Origin of the sequence: Nonomuraea soli (assembly GCF_013761175.1) — a bacterium.
In the GTDB taxonomy this organism is placed as follows: domain Bacteria; phylum Actinomycetota; class Actinomycetes; order Streptosporangiales; family Streptosporangiaceae; genus Nonomuraea; species Nonomuraea soli.
Genome location: NZ_JACDUR010000004.1, coordinates 305,488 through 322,694, shown reverse-complemented (window position 1 = coordinate 322,694; position 17,207 = coordinate 305,488). Strand labels below are relative to the sequence as shown.

Sequence of the window (17,207 nt, the reverse complement as noted above, 5' to 3'; positions counted from 1 at the left end):
GAGGTTCGTCCGTCTCTCCTTCACCGTTACCCTCTTCCGGCTCACCATCACCAGGAATCTCGACGGCACCCGTCCGGCCGACCTGGTCTTCGACCCCACATTCGCCTGCTGAGGATTTCGCGGCTCTGTGCCACTACCGACCTTCTCTCCTGGTCGGGGGACATCTGGACCCCCGGGGAGGCAGGACTTACTCCTAAGCCGCACCGTGATCAGTCGACAAAGAGTCGCCTTACGTGGACCGTTTTGCCTGCGGCTGGCATCGGCTAGCGGAGCTGGGACTTCTCCCAGCTCTGCGCAACCACGGACCCGAACGGGTGCCATGTCAGAACGCTATCTGCAACGGCGGGGAATGTCAGCCGGAGGACGGGCCAAAGGATCACTTTGCGTGATTTTCCCAAAGATGTCGTGGGTCCCAGGGGGCACTGTTCGAGCGTGCTGCATCCCTTATGTGTGCGCCACTCACATCCGGTGAGCTGGGTAGCAGGGGCAGCGGGGATACAGAGGTGTGACCCGCCGGTGAGGGCGAAGAGTTTGATCTTCTTTTACCCAGAGTGACGGTGAAAAAATCATGATCTTCGGCGTGTCGCGGCGAGCGTCACGGCCAGCCGTGCCTCCGCCCCTGACGCGCGCAGCGCCCTGGCCGCCTCGGCGAGGCTCGCTCCCGTCGTCACCACGTCGTCGACGAGCACCACCCGGCCCGTGACGGGGCGGATGGCGCGCAGCGAGCCCGCCAGGTTGGCGGCGCGGCTCCCGGCCGCCAGACCCGCCTGGTCGGCGACCCGGCGGGTCTGGGTGAGCGCCTGCCTGGCGTCCACCCGCCAGCCATGGGCCCGCAGGGCCCTGGCCGCGTGGGCGGCCAGGGCGGCGACGGGGTCGTGACCCCGGCCCCGCACGGCACGCCGCGCACTCGGCACGGGCACCAGGGTCAGTCCTCCGTCGAGCGCACGGGGGTCCAGCGGCGGGGCACCGGCGAGCCCGCCGGGGCCCACGGGATGGCCGGAACGCACCGGAGGGGGCTGGGAGGCGGGCAACGCAGACGGCAGGGCGGAGGGCAGGGCCGCGCGCCGGGCGGGCGAGCCCGCGGGCAGCGCGGAGGGCGGGGCCGCGGGCAGGGCGTGGGTCAGGACGTAGGCGAGGGCCTGGCCCAGGGGGTGGGTGAGGGTGGTGCGCCCGCGTTCCTTGCAGGCCAGGATCGCCTGCCGTAGCGGCCCCTCGTAGGCGCCGGCCGACCAGCAGTCGGGCAGCCCCTCCGGCGCCGGCTCAGGCACCCTCCTGGCGGGCTCAGGAGCCAGGCAGAGCCCGCACAACGCCTCCCCCGGCACGCCACACCCCAGGCAGCGCTGCGGGGTCAGGAAATCCACCAGAGCCGCGAGCATGACCGTCACTGTGCCAGGCGCCGCCGACAGATTCGCGGATCAGGCGGGGAAGGCCGGGTAGATCGGCAGCGTCTCCTGGCCGTCGACGAGGTTGTCGAGTTTCTGGTTGCTCACGTTGAGCGTCAGCACGGAGTTCTTGCTCCCCACGAGCAGCCGCGGCCCCTGCACGGCGATGAAGTCGGCGTTCTTGACCTGGATCTCCGGCTTCGGGCTGCCCCCTATGAGGCTGACCCGGTAGATGACCGCGTCGGTCAGCAGGAACAGGCTCTCCCCGCCGATCTCCCAGGCGATGTCGCGGAACTCCTCGGGGTCCTTCTCCTTGGCCTCGTCGAGCTTCTGGAAGTTACCCACCTCCAGCGGGCTCACCGCGCCCACCTGGAGCGACTGCCGTCCGACGACGTCCCTGACGATGAGCGCGACGCGCACGCCGTCGCGGGCGAAGGCGAACTTGTCGACGGTCGCGCCCTTGAGCAGCGGCGCGGGGATCTCCTGCCGCTGCTGAGAGACGGGGTCGAAGCGCAGGAACAACGAGCGCGCGTTGTCGTAGGTCCACAGGGTGCCGTCGCTGCGCCACACGGGAGCCCGCAGGTCGGCCTGCGGGATGACCGGGCGCCAGGTGCCGTTCTCCTGCATCCAGATGCCGTCGGAGGCGCGCACGGCGAAGTGCTGGCGGTCGGGCGAGATCGCCAGGTCGGAGGCCGCGGCTCCCTGCGGGGCCGGCTCGCCGATCGCGTGGAAGTCCTTGCCCGGCTCCGACTCCTGGTAGACCTGGCCGGCGCTGAGGTAGTAGGCGGGCCAGTTCGACGACTGCGGCGCGTTGTACTCCGCGGCCCTGATCACCAGCGACGCGCTGCCGAAGAAGGGCTCGCCGTTGTGGAGCACCTCGATGTCGAGCCCGCGCGCGAACTCCTTGAGGGTGAAGCCGAGCTGGTCGCTGAGCTCGCTGGTGCGCAGGGTGCCGGGGCTGAAGCCGCCGACGAGGTTGACGGCCACCCTGTCTCCGCGCAGCTCCACGTAGCCGACCTTGGCGCCGACCGGCAGGGAGCTGTTGACCGCTTTGCCGAGCGCGTCGCTGGGGCCCTTGAGGAGGCGGCTGACGTAGCTCTCCGCGAGGTTCTGGTCGACCTCGCGCCGCACCTTCACCAGGTCGCCGACCATGCGGCTGCCGTCGGGCGAGACGTAGAAGAGCCGGGCGTTCTTGTAGGAGCGCTCGACGTCGGCGGCGGTCAGCAACATCCTGGGGTGGTCGAAGCCGGAGACGCGGTAGCCCTCCTGGCCGACCCTCTTCAGGGTGATGCGGTGGCTGACCGGCAGCGGGTCGGTCAGCTGGACCGAGCGCCCGTCGGGCTTGATCTCGGCGATCTGGTTGCCGGTGAGTGTGACCGTGGTCTCCGCGTCGTTCGGCTTGGCCTCGGGGTCGGGCACCGCCTTGACCCAGTCGAGCACCGCGATCGAGCCGTCGGGCTTCCACTCCTGTCGTGCGTCCGCGGTGAGGTACTTCCACAGCGTCTTGTCGATGCCCTCGTCGTCGAAGACGGCCATGGCCGCCTGCATGCCCTCGACGACCTGCTTGGAGTCCCAGGTGGGCTGGGGTGCGGAGGGGATCAGCTGGTGGAACGGCTCGCCGAGGGTGTCGCCGTGGTCCGACAGGACGGGCGCGGTGGGGGCGCTGCTCAGGGAGATGACCGAGCAGCCGGAAGCCCCGGTGGAGGCCACGCAGGCCGCCACCACGAGCGTGGCCAGTCGCTTACTCACCATGGAACTCCCCCGTGGCCGGTGCGAGCACCGGCGTGATGTGCCCGCGCCAGGCCCGCCGGATCTGGATCTCCGGCGGCTCCAGAGACAGCGGCGAACCCTTCAGCTCCACGCTGGCGTCGCGCGGCAGCGTGAGACGGAACTGCGAACCCTCGCCCGGCTGCCCCCACGCCTGCAGCCAGCCCCCGTGCAGCGCGGCGTCCTCCCGGGAGATGGCCAGGCCCAGCCCGGTGCCGCCGATGGTGCGTGCCCGCGAGGGGTCGGCGCGCCAGAAGCGGTCGAAGACCATCTGCTCCTCGCCCGTCTTGAGCCCGACCCCGTGGTCGCGTACGGCCACGGCCACGGCGTCGCGGTCCTGGCCGACGGTCACGACGATGTCCTTGCCCTCGCCGTGTTCGATGGCGTTGAAGAGCAGGTTGCGCAGGATGCGCTCGACCCTGCGGCTGTCGATCTCCGTCATGCACGGCTCGTTGGGCAGGCGCAGGTCGAAGCGGGTGGCGTGGCGCTCGGCCAGTGACTCGGAGTCGGCCACCGCGCGCAGCACCACGTCGCGCAGGTCGGTGGGCTCCAGGTCGAGGGTGGCGACGCCCGCGTCGTAGCGGCTGATCTCCAGGAGGTCGGCCAGCATCGACTCGAAACGCTCCAGCTGCGCCTGCATCAGCTCGGCCGAGCGCGAGACCATCGGGTCGAAGTCCTCGCGGGCGTCGTGGATGAGGTCGGCGGCCATGCGCACGGTGGTCAGCGGGGTGCGCAGTTCGTGCGAGACGTCGGAGACGAACTGCCGCTGCACCTGCGACAGCTCCTCCAGCTGGTGGATCTTGAGCGCCAGGTTGGCGGCCATCTCGTTGAACGAGGTCGCCAGGCGGGCCAGGTCGTCCTCGCCGCGGACCTTCAGGCGCTCGTCGAGCTTGCCCGCGGCCAGGCGCTCGGCGGCCTGTCGCGCGAGCCGTACAGGAGTGACGACCTGGCGGGTGACCAGCGAGGCGATGGCGGCCAGGAGCAGCACCAGGCCGGCGCCGACCAGGACGAGGACCTGGCGCACGTTGGCCAGGGTGGCCTCCTCCTCCACGAGCGGGAAGAAGTGGTAGACCTGGTACTCGTGGTCGATCACCACGCCGGTGACGAGCGCGACCTGCGGCCTGCTCGACGCCCTGAAGGAGATCAGCCCGGTGAACTCCCGCCGGTAGGCGTCGCCGTACCTTCCCTTGTCGCGCAGGTCCTCAAGGTCGCGGATGAGCTGCTGGGGGATGGCGTCCTCGGGGATGCCGCCGGAGGCGCGGCCGCCGCCGGGGGAGTTCTCGGCGCGGATGTAGACCTCGTAGCGGCGGTCGCTCCCCGCGGGGGGCCTGAGTCCGTCGAAGGCGCGGTCGAGCGGGGGCGAGACGAGGTCTCCCGCCTTGGGCGTCTCGTCGGCGCCGGAGCCTGACGAGATCGCGTCCCTGATCATCACGGTGTCGCTGATCGCGTCGGCGATCGCGGAGGCCTTGCGCTGGTTGATGACCGAGGTGCTGATCGACTGGAACAGGAAGACGCCCAGCACGGCGACCATGGTCATCGAGATCACCAGCGTGCTGGTGACCACCTGCAACTGGAGGGAACGCCGCCACATGCGGCGCACCCGGCCCGCGGCACGGCGTGCCCGCCTACGGACACCTCCGAGTATTTGGCGAAATGTCCGTCTGCGAGTCGAGGGTTTCCGTGAGGGGGGCATACCGGCGGCCTCTTAGGCGGGACCGGCCTTGTAACCGACGCCACGGACGGTCACCACGATCTCGGGGTGCTCCGGGTCCTTCTCGATCTTCGCGCGCAGGCGCTGCACGTGCACGTTGACCAGACGGGTGTCGGCGGCGTGCCGGTAGCCCCAGACCTGCTCGAGCAGCACTTCGCGGGTGAAGACCTGGCGCGGCTTGCGAGCGAGGGCGACCAGCAGGTCGAACTCAAGCGGGGTGAGGTTGATGGTCTCCTCGTTCCGCTTGACCGAGTGGCCGGCCACATCGATGGTGATGTCGCCGATCTGGAGGATCTCCGGGGTCGGCTCGTCCGTGCGGCGCAGGCGGGCGCGCACGCGGGCGATGAGCTCCTTCGGCTTGAAGGGCTTGACGATGTAGTCGTCGGCTCCCGACTCGAGGCCGAGCACCACGTCGATGGTGTCGCTCTTGGCGGTGAGCATGACGATCGGCACGCCCGACTCGGCCCGGATCCGGCGGCACACGTCGATGCCGTCGGCGCCGGGGAGCATCAGGTCCAGCAGGACCAGATCCGGACGGGTGTCGCGGAACGCATCCAGGGCCTTGTCACCGTCGGAGACAAAGGAGGGCTCGAAACCTTCTCCCCGCAACACGATGCCGAGCATCTCGGCGAGAGCGGCGTCGTCGTCGACGACAAGCACGCGACCTTTCATGGCCCCTCATTCGTTCTACGCATTGTGGGACATACTGTCAGATTGCTGAGAGGTTACCCTTGCCCAGCTCGTGGATGTGACGTGAGACCGTCAAAAGTCAAATTTTACGCTTGATGGTTCTCCCCCGATCTCAGTCTGCGGTAACCGACCGTCATTAGGCCATCCCCAGGGTGTGGCTTGCCCCGAAACGCCCTGTTATTGAGCGTCCGCGCAACCGCAGTGCAAGCCACGCATGCCAGGATTGACCTATGTCTGAAGGTCACGAGAGGCCCCCCGGCTGGGCGGCCGACCAGCCGCCGCCCTATGGGGCCCCCGCGTCCTCCCCCTGGGCCGCCCCCGGCCAGCAGCCCAGCCAGCCGGGCCAGCAGCCCGCGCCGCCCGCACCGCCCGTTCCGCCCGTGCCGCCCGCGCCGTACGGCGAGGCGCCGCCTCCCGCGGGACCCGCCGCCCCGTACGGCCAGCAGCCGTATTACGGCCAGCAGCCGCAGCCCTACGGGCATCCCGGCCACCAGGGCGGCTACCAGCACCCGCATGCCCCGGCGATGCGCCCCGGCATCATCCCGCTGCGGCCGCTGTCCCTGGGCGACGTGCTCGACGGCTCGATCAAGCTGATCCGCTCCAACCCGAAGGCCGTGCTCGGCCTGTCGGCGATCACCGCCCTGCTGGTGGCCATCCCCGTGGCGATCAGCCAGGCGCTCCTGCTCGGCCCCATGGGCAGCCTGCTGACCAACCCGTACGCCGACCCGCAGGAGGTGGAGCGCAGCATCAACTCCGGCTTCCTGTCCAGCTACGGCGGGAGCATCCTGTCCTACCTCATCGGCTTCATCGCCGTCACGCTGCTGACCGGGGTGCTCACCCGCATCCTCGGCCGCGCGGTCTTCGGCGGGCGCATCACCGCCGGCGAGGCGTGGTCGCTGCTGAAGGGCCGCTGGCCCGCGCTGTTCGGCGTCGTGGGCCTGATGACCCTGCTGACCATCGCGCCCCTGGTGGTGCTGGTGCCGCTCTTCTTCGTCATGGGCGGATCCGGCATGAGCGACGGTGCCTTCCTCGGCTTCATGTTCCTCGCGCTGATCATCTACGCCCCCTACGCCCTTTTCGTCATGACCCGCTTCTCCTTCGCCACCCCCGCGGTGGTCCTGGAGCGGCGCGGGCCGGTCGAGGCGATGAGGCGCTCGTGGCAGCTGGTGAGCGGCGACTTCTGGCGTGTGCTCGGCATCCTGCTCGTCACCATGCTGCTGGCCGGGTTCGTCAGCGCGATCATCGGCCTGCCGTTCACCCTCGTCGGCACTTTCGTCGGCATGCTCGGCGGCAACACCACCGGCTCCCTGATCGTGTCGGCGATCCTCATCACGCTCGGCACCATGATCGGCGGGATGATCTCCTACCCCATCCAGGCAGGTGTCTCAGGGCTGCTCTACACCGACCGGCGCATGCGCAGCGAGGCGTTCGACCTGGTGCTGCAGACCGCCGCGATCGAGCAGCAGCGGCAGGGCTGGGTGCACGCCTCCGCCGACGACCTCTGGCACCCGTCGAACTCCGCCCGCCAGTGACACCGACAGGCCGCGACGAGGCCGCCGGCGAGGCGGCGCGAGAGCTGGGCAAGCCCGAATACCAGCAGGAGCCGCTGGTCGACGAGCTGTGGCGGCGGCTCAAGCAGTTCCTGGGCGACATGATGAACCCCGAGGTGCCCGGCGGTCCCGGCCTCGGGGTGCTGGGCGCGGTACTCATCGTGGCGATCCTGGCGGCCGTCGTGGCGCTGGTGGTCTGGCGGCTGCGCCACACCTCGCGGCGCTCCTCCGCTGGGGCGGACGTGCTGTTCGGCGAGCGCACGCTCAGCGCGGCCGACCACCGGGGCAACGCGGAACGGTTCGCCTCCGAGGGACGCTGGGCCGACGCCGTGCGCGAGCGGCTGCGCGCCATCGCCCGCGACCTGGAGGAGCGGGCGCTCGTCGACGGGCTGCCCGGCCGTACCGCCGACGAACTGGCCGCAGAGGCGGGGCGGGCGCTGCCGGCGTTCGCGGCGGAGCTGACGCAGGCGGCCCGGATCTTCGACGACGTGACTTATGGGGATGTGCCCGGCACGTCCCAGGCGTACGGCGTGATCGCCGACCTCGACGAACGCCTCCGCCGCGCCAGACCCGCACCCCTGAGCACCACGACGGCCAACGGGCCGCACCAGGGAGGCGCGTCATGAGCCCCGCCGTGGCCGCCCTTGCCATGGGCCCCGCCGTGGCCGCCTTTCCGCCCATCAGCTCCGTGCGCGCCGGGCACCGTTCCGGAGGACGCCGGTGACGACCTCCACCTCCCCCACCACGCGCGGCATCTGGCGTTCCCTGCGAGCCCCGCTGCTGGTCGGCGTGCTCCTCGTCGTCGCGGCCACGATCGGCGTGCTGCTGTCCGGCGGCGCCCGTGAGGCCCGCTACCTCGACCCCGACGACACCTCCCTGTCCGGTGGCAAGGCACTGGCGCAGCTGCTGCGCGCCCGGGGCGTCACCGTCGACCGGGTCGACTCTGTCGACGCGGCCCTGCGCCTGAGCGGCGACCGGCTGATCCTGGTGACCGGCAACGTCTACCACGACGACATGGACCGGCTCGGCGGCGACCTGCTGATCGACGCCGGCAGCCCCTACCTGGAGGACCTCGCCCCCGAGGTGCGGCGCGACCTCGACGGCGCCCGCGTGCGCAGCCGCGAGCCCGAGTGCGACCTGCCCGCCGCGCGCGCCGCGGGGAGCGTCTTCCTCGGCGGCAGCCCGCTCAGCGGCCCCGGCGGTTCCGTCGGCTGCTACCCGTCGCCCGACGGCCCCACCCTGCTCACCTACGCCGTCTCCGGCCGCACCGTGACCGTCGTGGGCGACATGCAGTTCATGACCAACATGCGCCTCGACGAGGACGGCAACGCGGCGCTGGCACTCAACCTGGCGAGCTCCAAGAGCGCGGTCACCTGGCTGGTCAACCCGCCCGCCGACGAGGGCGGCCCCGTCGGCGGCGACAAGTCGATCTACGATCTCATGTCGCCGAACGTGGGCTGGGGCGTCGTGATGGCGCTCATCGCCCTGCTGGTGACCATCGTGTGGCGCTCCAGGAGGCTGGGGCCCGTGGTCGTGGAGAAGCTCCCGGTCGTCGTGCGCGCGGCCGAGAGCGTCGAGGGGCACGGCGGCCTCTACCGGGCCCGCCGCGCGCGTGACCGTGCCGCCGCGGCGCTGCGGGCGGGCATGCTGGCCCGCGTGCTGCCCAGGCTCGGGCTCACCGTCGATTCGGGGGCCGACGCGGTCGTCTCCGCGATAGCCGTACGGACCGGACAGGACCCGCATCTGGTCGGCGCCGCCCTGTACGGCCCGCCGCCGGCCGACGACGGCGCTCTTGTCGGTCTGGCCGGATACCTTGACCACCTGGAAAGGCAGATCAGTGAACGGTGATCGGACGAGCGAGAGAGCCATGCCGACGAGTGGAGAGCGGTCGCGACCATGAACCCCGAGCGAAGGAGCTCTCCGCGAGAGAGCGAGCTTGCGATGCCAACGAGTGGAGAGCGGTCGCGACCATGAACACTGAGGAAACGACCCGGGTGGCCGGTCGCGGTGACGCGTCGCGGGAGGCGCTCGGGGCGTTGCGTGCCGAGGTGGCCAAGGCCGTCGTCGGCCAGGACGCCGTGGTGACCGGGCTGGTCATCGCCCTACTGTGCCGGGGTCACGTGCTCCTGGAGGGCGTGCCGGGCGTGGCCAAGACGCTCATGGTCCGCACCCTGGCCGCGGCGCTGTCGCTCGACTTCAAGCGTGTGCAGTTCACCCCCGACCTGATGCCGGGCGACGTCACCGGGTCGCTCATCTACGACGCGAAGTCGTCGGAGTTCGAGTTCAAGCAGGGCCCGGTCTTCACCAACCTGCTGCTCGCCGACGAGATCAACCGCACGCCGCCGAAGACGCAGGCGGCGCTGCTGGAGGCGATGGAGGAGCGGCAGGTCAGCGTCGAGGGCGACCCGCGCGCGCTGCCCGATCCGTTCGTCGTCTGCGCCACGCAGAACCCGGTCGAGTACGAAGGCACCTACCAGCTACCCGAGGCCCAGCTCGACCGGTTCCTGCTCAAGCTCACTGTGCCGCTGCCGCCGCGCGAGCACGAGATCGCGGTGCTGGAGCGCCACGCGCACGGGTTCGACCCGCGCGACCTGTCCGAGATCAGGCCGGTGGCCACGGCCGAGGATCTGGCCGTCGCCCGCGAGTCCGTGGCCACCACCCACGTGGCTCCCGAGGTGCTCGGCTACGTGGTCGACGTCTGCCGGGCCACCCGGCAGTCGCCCTCGTTCCAGCTCGGCGTCTCCCCTCGTGGCGCGACGGCGTTGCTGGCCGCCTCGCGGGCGTGGGCGTGGTTGTCGGGGCGCACCTACGTGACGCCCGACGACGTCAAGGCCCTGGCCCGTCCCGCGCTGCGCCACCGCGTGCAGCTGCGGCCCGAGGCCGAGCTCGAGGGCGCGACCGCCGACGGGCTGCTCGACGGCATCCTCTCCTCGGTCCCCGTGCCCCGGTGATCGCATGGCTCTGACCGGACGCGCGGCGCTCGTCGCGGCGCTGGGCATCGTGGTGGTGCTCATCGCCCCCGACCCGGTGCTGGCCGTGGCAGGGGTCTGCCTGCTGCTGGCGGCGGCCATCGTGCTCGACCTGGCGCTGGCGGGCTCCGTGCGCCCGCTCGTCTTCCATCGCTCGGGCGACACGGTCGTACGGCTCGGCCAGACCGCCACGGTCGACCTCGTCGTCGAGAACCCCGGCAAGCGGCGCGTCCGAGGGGTGCTGCGTGACGCCTGGGCTCCCTCGGCAGGGGCGTGGCCCAGGTCGCAGGCCGTCGACGTGCCGCCGGGCGAGCGCAGGCGGTACTCCGTCGTGCTCACCCCGGTCAGGCGCGGCGACCGGCGGTCGGAGGCGGTCACCGTCAGGTCGCTGGGGCCGCTGGGTCTTGCGGCGCGGCAGGGCGGGCACTCGTCGCCGTGGTCGGTGCGGGTGTTGCCGCCGTTCCTGTCGCGCAAGCACCTGCCCTCGCGGCTGGCCAGGCTGCGCGAGCTCGACGGCCAGCACCCGGCGCTCGTGCGGGGGCAGGGCACCGAGTTCGACTCCTTGCGTGAATACGTCGCCGGTGACGACGTGCGGTCGATCGACTGGCGTGCCACCGCGCGGCGCAACGACGTGGTGGTGCGCACCTGGCGGCCGGAGCGTGACCGGCGGGTGCTGATCGTGCTCGACACGGGCCGCACGTCGGCCGGGCGGGTGGGCTCCGCGCCGATCCCGCTGGCGGGCGCCCGACCCGCCGCCGGCGCCGGTGGTGGGCTGCTCATCGATCCCGGCCCGCTGCCCGCGCCCGGGTGGCCCAGGCTCGACTGGTCGATGGACGCCGCGCTGCTGCTGGCCGCCCTGGCCGCGCGTGCCGGTGACCGGGTCGACTTCCTCGCCTACGACCGCTCGGTCCGCGCCTGGCTGTCGGGCGCGTCGAAGACCGAACTGCTGCCCTCGCTCGTCAACGTGATGGCGCCCATCGAGGCGGAGCTCATCGAGGCCGACGGTCCCGGGATGGTCGCCGCCGTGTTGTCGCGTGCCAGGCACCGCTGCCTCGTCGTGCTGCTGACCGACCTCAACTCCGCCTCGCTGGAGGAGGGTCTGATGCCGGTGCTGGGCCAGCTCTCCTCGCGGCATCTGCTGCTGGTCGCCGCGGTGTCCGATCCGCGGGTGACGGCGATGGCGGGCTTGCACGGGTCGGCCGAGCAGGTCTACGACGCGGCCGCCGCCGAGCGGGCCATGGCCGACCGCCGCCGGGTCACCGCCCGGTTGCGGCGTCACGGGGTCGAGGTGGTCGACGCCGTGCCGGAGGAGTTCGCGCCGGCCCTGGCCGACGCCTACCTCGCGCTCAAGTCCCAGGGACGCTTGTAGGACCGCGCCAGGGCCCTACGGCCGGGTAAGGGCCGCGCCAAGGTCCAAGGCGACGTGGCAGGGCCACGCCGGGCTCGAAGCCGGGTGCAGGGGCCACGCAGGGATCCCGAGGCCGGGTGGCAGGCCCGGAGGCCGGTGGCAGGGCCTTGGTCAGGCTGTGGGTGCGACGTCGGGGGCGCGTTCCATGTCGCCGCTCTCCCTGGCCAGCAGTGCCCGGCGCCCGAACACCACGACGTAGGCCAGGAACACCGCCTCGGCCACCACGCCGATGGCGATGCGTGCCCAGGTCGGCAGGCCCGACGGCGTGACGAGGGCCTCGATGAGGCCGGAGACGAACAGCACGACGACCAGCCCGAGTGCGACGGCGATGACGGCGCGCCCCTGTTCGGCGAGCGCCTCCAGGCGGCGGCGTGGTCCCGGGTCGATGACGGTCCAGCCCAGGCGCATGCCCACGCCCGCGGCCAGGAAGACGGCGGTGAGTTCGAGCAGGCCGTGCGGGGTGATGAGCCCGAAGAAGATGTCGAGCTTGCCGCGCGAGGCCATGAGCCCGCCGGAGACGGCGACGTTGGCGGCGTTGGTCCACAGGAAGTACGGGACGGGCAACCCCATGAAGATCGCCGAGATGATCATGAGCATGGACGCCCAGGCGTTGTTGACCCACACACGACTGGCGAAGGAGGCCGCGGGGTTCTCGGAGTAGTAGTCGGCGAAGTCGTGCTCGACGAGCTGGGTGATCTCCTCGTCGGTCGCGATGGCCGCCTGCACCTCGGGGTCGCCCGCGATCCACGCGCCCATGACCCAGGAGACGATCAGGAAGGCCAGCGTGGCGCCGAGCCACCACCAGCGGGCCCGGTAGGCGACGACGGGGAAGGAGACGGTGAAGAACCTGGCCAGCTGCCGCCACGCGGGCGTGTGGGCGCCCGTCACGGCGGAGCGGGCGCGTGCCACCAGCGCGGACAGGCGCCCGACGAGCAGCGCGTCCGCACGCCCCGAGCGGACGATCGACAGGTGCGTGGAGACCCGCTGGTAGAGGTCGACGAGCTCGTCGACCTCCGCACCCGACAGCTTGCCGCGTCTGGAGACGAGGTGCTCGAGGCGGTCCCAGGCCGGGCGATGCACGGCGACGAAAGCATCGATATCCACCCAGTCATTGTGACGCAATAGGCTCGGAGCATGTCCGAGGTAGTCACCGGCGACGCCGTCGTCGTGGAGGTGCGGGTCGCGCAGATGCCCACGAGGGCGCTGGCGATCATCATCGACCTGGTCGTCCAGTGGACGGTGCTGATCGGGGTGTTCTTCCTGCTGACGCTCTTCGCGTTCGTCAGTGATCCCGCCCTGTTCGCGGCGGCGAACATCCTGCTGGTCCTGCTGGTCACGATCGGCTATCCGGTGGCGTTCGAGACGTTGAGCCGCGGGCGCAGCCTGGGCAAGCTGGCGCTCGGGCTGCGGGTCGTCGGCGACGACGGCGGTCCTGTGCGGTTCCGCCAGGCGTTGTTCCGCGGCTTGGCGGGATTCGTGGAGTTCTGGATGTTGTGGGGGGCTCCCGCGCTGATCACGGCGCTGGTCTCGGAGCGGGGCAAGCGGCTCGGCGACGTGTTCGCCGGGACCATCGTGATCTCCGAGCGGGGTCCGCGGCCCGAGACCACCATGGCGCAGATGCCGCCGCAGCTCGCGTCGTGGGCGCGCACGCTGGAGTTGTCGCAGTTGCCCGACGAGGTGGCGGCGGCGGCCAGGCAGTATCTGGTGCGCTGGCACCAGCTCAGCCCCCAGGTCCAGCACGAGATGGGGATGCGGATCGCCGCCCAGGTGGCCGCCGTCGTCTCACCGCCGCCTCCGCCCGGCGTGCCACCGCACGCCTACCTCAGCGCCGTCCTGGCCGAGCGCCGCTCCAGGACCGAGGTACGGCTGGCACGGCAGGCAGGTGTCTCCCCCGGTTACGCGCAGGGCCACCCGATGGCCGCCCCGCCGTACCAGCAGCCGGGTTTCCCGCCGCCACCTCCGCCGGGGGCCGTGGCGCCCCCGCCGCCGGGGCGGCACCCGGGGTTCGCGGCTCCCGCGGTGCCGTACCACCAGGACCGGCGCGACGAGCGGCCCCCGGCCACTCCTGGGGGGTTCGCCCCGCCGGTCTGAGCGGGCCAGAAGCCGTACCGCGTCTGCGCGTTGAGGATCCGGAGCGGGCCAGAAGCCGTACTGCGTCTGCGCGTTGAGGATCCGGAGCGGGCTAGAAGCCGTACTGCGTCTGCGCGTTGAGGACCCGGAGCCTGACCCTGGCCGCCGGTCCCGTGCGCTTGTCGGTGAGCTTGAGCACGTCGAGCCCGCGCTGGATCTCGCTGCTGAAGACGAAGCCGTTGTAGTAGTAGGCCGACCAGGAGCCCGCCACGTCGCGCGGTTTGAACGGCCCGCGGTCGAAGTAGCCGATCTCGACGGGCTTGCGCGAGTCGGTGAAGTCCCAGACCGAGACGCCGCCCTGGTACCAGGCCTGGACCATGATGTCGCGGCCCTTGACCGGCACGAGCGAGCCGTTGTGGGCGACGCAGTTCTCCCCGGCCTTCTGGTGGCGCGGGATCTTGTAGTAGCTGCGGAACACGAGCGTGCGGTCGGCGATGTCGAAGACGGCGTCGGCGCCGCGCTTGGGGCCGACGGCCTTGGTGCAGGTGGCCGCGAGGCCGCCGCCGAGCTCGTCGGTGAAGACGACCTTGGTGCCCGCGTTGTTGAAGGTCGCCGAGTGCCAGAAGGCGAAGTTGTCGTCGGTGACGGTGTCGATCACCTTCGGGTGCTCGCGGTCGGCGATGTCGAGCAGCACGCCGTCGCCCATGCACGCGCCCGCGGCCAGGTCCTTCTTCGGGTAGACGGTGATGTCGTGGCATCCGGAGGTGCCCAGCAGCAGGCCGTCCTGCGATTCGTTGCCGCCCTCGGGGAAGAGCACGGGGGTGGAGACGACCTTGGCGGACCTGGGGCTCTTCAGCGGCACCTTGACGATGGAGATCTTGTCGTGCGGCGGCTTGCACTCGGGGAACAGGTCGGCCGGGTCGTAGGAGGAGACGTAGAGGTAGACCGCGGCGCCCTTCTTGTCCGGCACGAGCGTGTGGGTGTGGGAGCCGCAGGCGGTCTCGACGGCCTTGAGGTAGCGCGGCCGGCGTTTGTCCTTGATGTCGAAGACGCGGATGCCCTCCCACGACTTCCTGCTGGTGGGAGTGCCGAAGTCGCTCTTGCAGGAGTCGTTGCTGCGGGGCTCGTCGACCGACAGGAACAGCAGGTCGCCGTGGACCGAGACGTCGTTCTGGGCGCCGGGGCACAGCACCTGGCTGACGATCGACGGCTTGGCCGGGTCGCCGATGTCGTAGATCGTGAAGCCGTTGTAGTTGCCGACGAAGGCGTAGCGCCCCTGGAAGGCCATGTCGGTGGCGTAGGCCGTGGAGTCGTCGAACGGCGCCTTCTTGGGCACGTTGGCCACGAGCTTGACGTTGGAGCTCGCCGTTCCCCCGCCCTCCGCGGCCTGGACGGGAGAGGCGAAGAGCGCGAAGCAGGAGAGCAGGACCAACGCGGCCCGGCTGGTTCGTGACGCCACGAGGAGACCTCCGGATGAGGGTCGAGACCGAGCCCACCATGTCAGGAGATAACCGGATTCATTGGCATGTAAAGCAAAGCGGCATGAATACCGTTCACGGCGTTACGATGCGCACCTGACCACCCCCCGGCGGAGGAGAACCCGTTGCGCGTGGCGCTCATCACCCTGACCGGCGCGGCCGTGCTGGCGCTGACCGGCTGCAGCTCGACACCCGAGCAGCCGCCGCGGGCCGATTCCACCGCGCCCGTCATCGCCCCCGGCAGACCAGGCGAGCAGGCCACGACGCTCAGCCCCCAGCAGGCCGAGCAGGCGGTGCCGACCCCCACGGTCAACGCGGCGGACGTCACCTTCATGAGCGACATGATCCTCCACCACCGCCAGGCGCTCGACATGAGCGTGCTGGCGCCCTCCAGGGCGGCCAACGCCAAGGTCAAGGCCATCGCCTCACGGATCAAGGACTCCCAGGCGCCGGAGATCCAGTACATGACCTCGTGGCTGCAGGAGCAGGGCCAGAAGGCGCCCGACCACCACGCCTCCCACGCCGGCATGCCCGGCATGGCCACACCGGAGCAGATGGAGCAGCTCAAGGCGGCCTCGGGGGCGGCGTTCGACAAGCTGTTCCTGGAGCTGATGATCAGGCATCACCAGGGGGCCGTGGAGATGGCCGAGAAGGAGGTCATCAACGGCTCGCACCGGGTGGTGCTGGAGCTGGCCAACGACGTGGGCGCCACGCAGTCCGCCGAGATCGGGCGGATGAGGCGCATCCAGGCCGAGCTCTGATCCGGTACGGCGGGGCCGTACCGGATCAGGGTCGTGCGTCACGGATCAGTGCCCGCCTCCGGGACGGCCGTTGCCGCGCTCGCGGTAACGCTCCTGGGTCTGGACGTTCAGCAGGTCGGTCTTGACGCTGTTGGCCTGGTTGACGCGCGGGTCGTTGACCTTGAACACGTCGAAGCCGCGAGCGATCTCGCTGCCGAAGATGTAGCCGTTGTAGTAGTACGTGGACCAGTAGCCGGCCAGCGTGAGCTGGCTGTCGTTGAACGGCGCGCGGTCGAAGTAGGCGATCTCCACCGGGTTGGCCGAGTCGGTGAAGTCGAACACCGACAGGCCGCCCTGGTACCAGGCCTGGACCATGACGTCCCGGTTCTTGACCGGGATGAGCGAGCCGTTGTGCGCCACGCAGTTCTCCGTCAGGGTCTGCAGGCGCGAGATCTTGAAGTAGCTCTTGAAGACGAGCTGCCTGCTCTCGATGTCGAAGATGGCGTCGGCGCCGCGGGTCGGGCCCTCGGTGGCGGTGCAGCGCGGCGAGGTGCCGCCGCCGAGCTCGTCGGTGAAGATCACCTTGGTGCCGTCGTTGTTGAAGGTCGCCGAGTGCCAGAAGGCGAAGTTGGCGTCGGTCACCTGCTCGATGACCCTCGGCTGCTCGCGGTTGGAGATGTCCAGCAGCACACCGTCGCCCATGCAGGCGCCCGCGGCCAGGTCGAGTGCGGCGTAGACGGTGATGTCGTGGCATCCGCTGGTGCTGGCGGCGCCGGGGTATCCGGTGCCGTCGGGGAAGATCGCCGGGGTGCTGACCACCGCGGCCGCGGCCGGGTTGGCGATCGGGACCTTCACCACCGAGATCTTGTCGTGGGGCGGCTGGCAGTCGGGGAAGTTGACCGACGGGAAGTAGGAGGAGACGTAGACGTAGAACGCCTCACCGGTCTTGTCGGGGACCATCGTGTGGGTGTGCGACCCGCAGTTGGTCTCGACGGACTTGATGTAGCGCGGGTTGGCCTTGTCGCTGACGTCGAAGATGCGCAGGCCCTCCCAGGACTCCTTGATCCGGGCGGATTGGGGCACCGCCTGGCAGGAGTCGTTGCTCAGGGAGTCGTCGACCGAGGTGACCAGGAGGTCGCCCAGGATGGTCACGTCCATCTGGCCGCCGGGGCAGCTGACCGAGCTGACGAGCCTGGGTTGCTGGGGGTGCTTGATGTCGTAGATGGCGAAGCCGGTGAAGTTGCCGACGTAGGCGTAGTCGCCCTGGAAGGCGATGTCGCTGTTGATCCTCGCGCCGGCGGGCAGGTCAAGGTGGGCTTGGAGGGTGATGTTGTCGCTCTTGACGAAGTCCTCGGGAGCGGCGTTCGCGGGAGCGGCCGTTCCTGCGACGACCAGGCCCACGATGAGCAGGATGCGGCTCGATAAGCCACGGAGGGACATGG

At 70.7% G+C, this 17,207-nt stretch carries 14 protein-coding genes; 7 read left to right on the top strand and 7 right to left on the bottom strand.

What is annotated here, in order from left to right:
• Positions 1-566 precede the first annotated feature (566 nt).
• The 4 genes from HNR30_RS19960 to mtrA all read right to left on the bottom strand — a co-directional run bounded on the left by HNR30_RS19960 (position 567) and on the right by mtrA (position 5,532).
• The gene (locus HNR30_RS19960) at positions 567-1,376 is read right to left on the bottom strand and encodes a ComF family protein (protein ID WP_181611417.1); all 810 of its coding nucleotides are present in this window, start codon (positions 1,374-1,376) and stop codon (positions 567-569) included.
• Between the two features lie 39 nt (positions 1,377-1,415).
• Positions 1,416-3,131 carry an LpqB family beta-propeller domain-containing protein gene (locus HNR30_RS19955; RefSeq protein WP_181611416.1) on the bottom strand — a complete coding sequence of 572 codons (1,716 nt, stop codon included), beginning with the start codon at positions 3,129-3,131 and terminating at the stop codon, positions 1,416-1,418.
• Positions 3,124-4,740: an MtrAB system histidine kinase MtrB gene (mtrB, locus tag HNR30_RS19950; RefSeq protein ID WP_246378889.1), complete on the bottom strand. Its 1,617-nt coding sequence runs from the start codon at positions 4,738-4,740 to the stop codon at positions 3,124-3,126. The genes HNR30_RS19955 and mtrB overlap by 8 nt, the downstream gene beginning before the upstream one ends.
• A 114-nt stretch (positions 4,741-4,854) precedes the next feature.
• Positions 4,855-5,532: an MtrAB system response regulator MtrA gene (gene mtrA / locus HNR30_RS19945; RefSeq protein WP_181611414.1), complete on the bottom strand. Its 678-nt coding sequence runs from the start codon at positions 5,530-5,532 to the stop codon at positions 4,855-4,857.
• Between the two features lie 248 nt (positions 5,533-5,780).
• On the opposite strand from mtrA, the gene HNR30_RS19940 reads away from it, so the two are divergent.
• From HNR30_RS19940 to HNR30_RS19920, 5 genes are all read left to right on the top strand, one after another.
• Complete coding sequence (locus HNR30_RS19940) at positions 5,781-7,082, top strand: glycerophosphoryl diester phosphodiesterase membrane domain-containing protein (RefSeq protein WP_181611413.1); 1,302 nt, start codon at positions 5,781-5,783, stop codon at positions 7,080-7,082.
• Positions 7,079-7,726: a DUF4129 domain-containing protein gene (locus HNR30_RS19935; protein ID WP_181611412.1), complete on the top strand. Its 648-nt coding sequence runs from the start codon at positions 7,079-7,081 to the stop codon at positions 7,724-7,726. The genes HNR30_RS19940 and HNR30_RS19935 overlap by 4 nt, the downstream gene beginning before the upstream one ends.
• A gap of 94 nt (positions 7,727-7,820) precedes the next feature.
• Positions 7,821-8,948: a DUF4350 domain-containing protein gene (locus tag HNR30_RS19930; RefSeq protein WP_181611411.1), complete on the top strand. Its 1,128-nt coding sequence runs from the start codon at positions 7,821-7,823 to the stop codon at positions 8,946-8,948.
• A 122-nt stretch (positions 8,949-9,070) separates the two neighbouring features.
• Positions 9,071-10,051 carry an AAA family ATPase gene (locus HNR30_RS19925; protein WP_181611410.1) on the top strand — a complete coding sequence of 327 codons (981 nt, stop codon included), beginning with the start codon at positions 9,071-9,073 and terminating at the stop codon, positions 10,049-10,051.
• Positions 10,052-10,055: 4 nt separating this feature from the next.
• Positions 10,056-11,438 carry a DUF58 domain-containing protein gene (locus HNR30_RS19920; protein WP_181611409.1) on the top strand — a complete coding sequence of 461 codons (1,383 nt, stop codon included), beginning with the start codon at positions 10,056-10,058 and terminating at the stop codon, positions 11,436-11,438.
• A 150-nt stretch (positions 11,439-11,588) separates the two neighbouring features.
• On the opposite strand, the gene HNR30_RS19915 is transcribed toward HNR30_RS19920, so the two are convergent.
• Positions 11,589-12,581: a stage II sporulation protein M gene (locus HNR30_RS19915; protein ID WP_181611408.1), complete on the bottom strand. Its 993-nt coding sequence runs from the start codon at positions 12,579-12,581 to the stop codon at positions 11,589-11,591.
• A 30-nt stretch (positions 12,582-12,611) separates the two neighbouring features.
• Here HNR30_RS19915 and HNR30_RS49350 point away from each other — a divergent pair, with 30 nt between their 5' ends.
• Positions 12,612-13,568 carry an RDD family protein gene (locus HNR30_RS49350; RefSeq protein ID WP_181611407.1) on the top strand — a complete coding sequence of 319 codons (957 nt, stop codon included), beginning with the start codon at positions 12,612-12,614 and terminating at the stop codon, positions 13,566-13,568.
• Between the two features lie 91 nt (positions 13,569-13,659).
• Here the strand turns inward: HNR30_RS49350 and HNR30_RS19905 are convergent, their stop codons facing one another.
• Positions 13,660-15,006, bottom strand: coding sequence for an LVIVD repeat-containing protein (locus tag HNR30_RS19905; RefSeq protein ID WP_312894518.1), 1,347 nt, complete (start codon positions 15,004-15,006; stop codon positions 13,660-13,662).
• Between the two features lie 150 nt (positions 15,007-15,156).
• On the opposite strand from HNR30_RS19905, the gene HNR30_RS19900 reads away from it, so the two are divergent.
• On the top strand, positions 15,157-15,786 hold the full coding sequence (locus HNR30_RS19900) for a DUF305 domain-containing protein (RefSeq protein ID WP_312894584.1): 630 nt from the start codon (positions 15,157-15,159) through the stop codon (positions 15,784-15,786).
• Positions 15,787-15,831: 45 nt separating this feature from the next.
• On the opposite strand, the gene HNR30_RS19895 is transcribed toward HNR30_RS19900, so the two are convergent.
• Positions 15,832-17,205, bottom strand: coding sequence for an LVIVD repeat-containing protein (locus tag HNR30_RS19895; RefSeq protein ID WP_181611405.1), 1,374 nt, complete (start codon positions 17,203-17,205; stop codon positions 15,832-15,834).
• Positions 17,206-17,207: the final 2 nt, after the last annotated feature.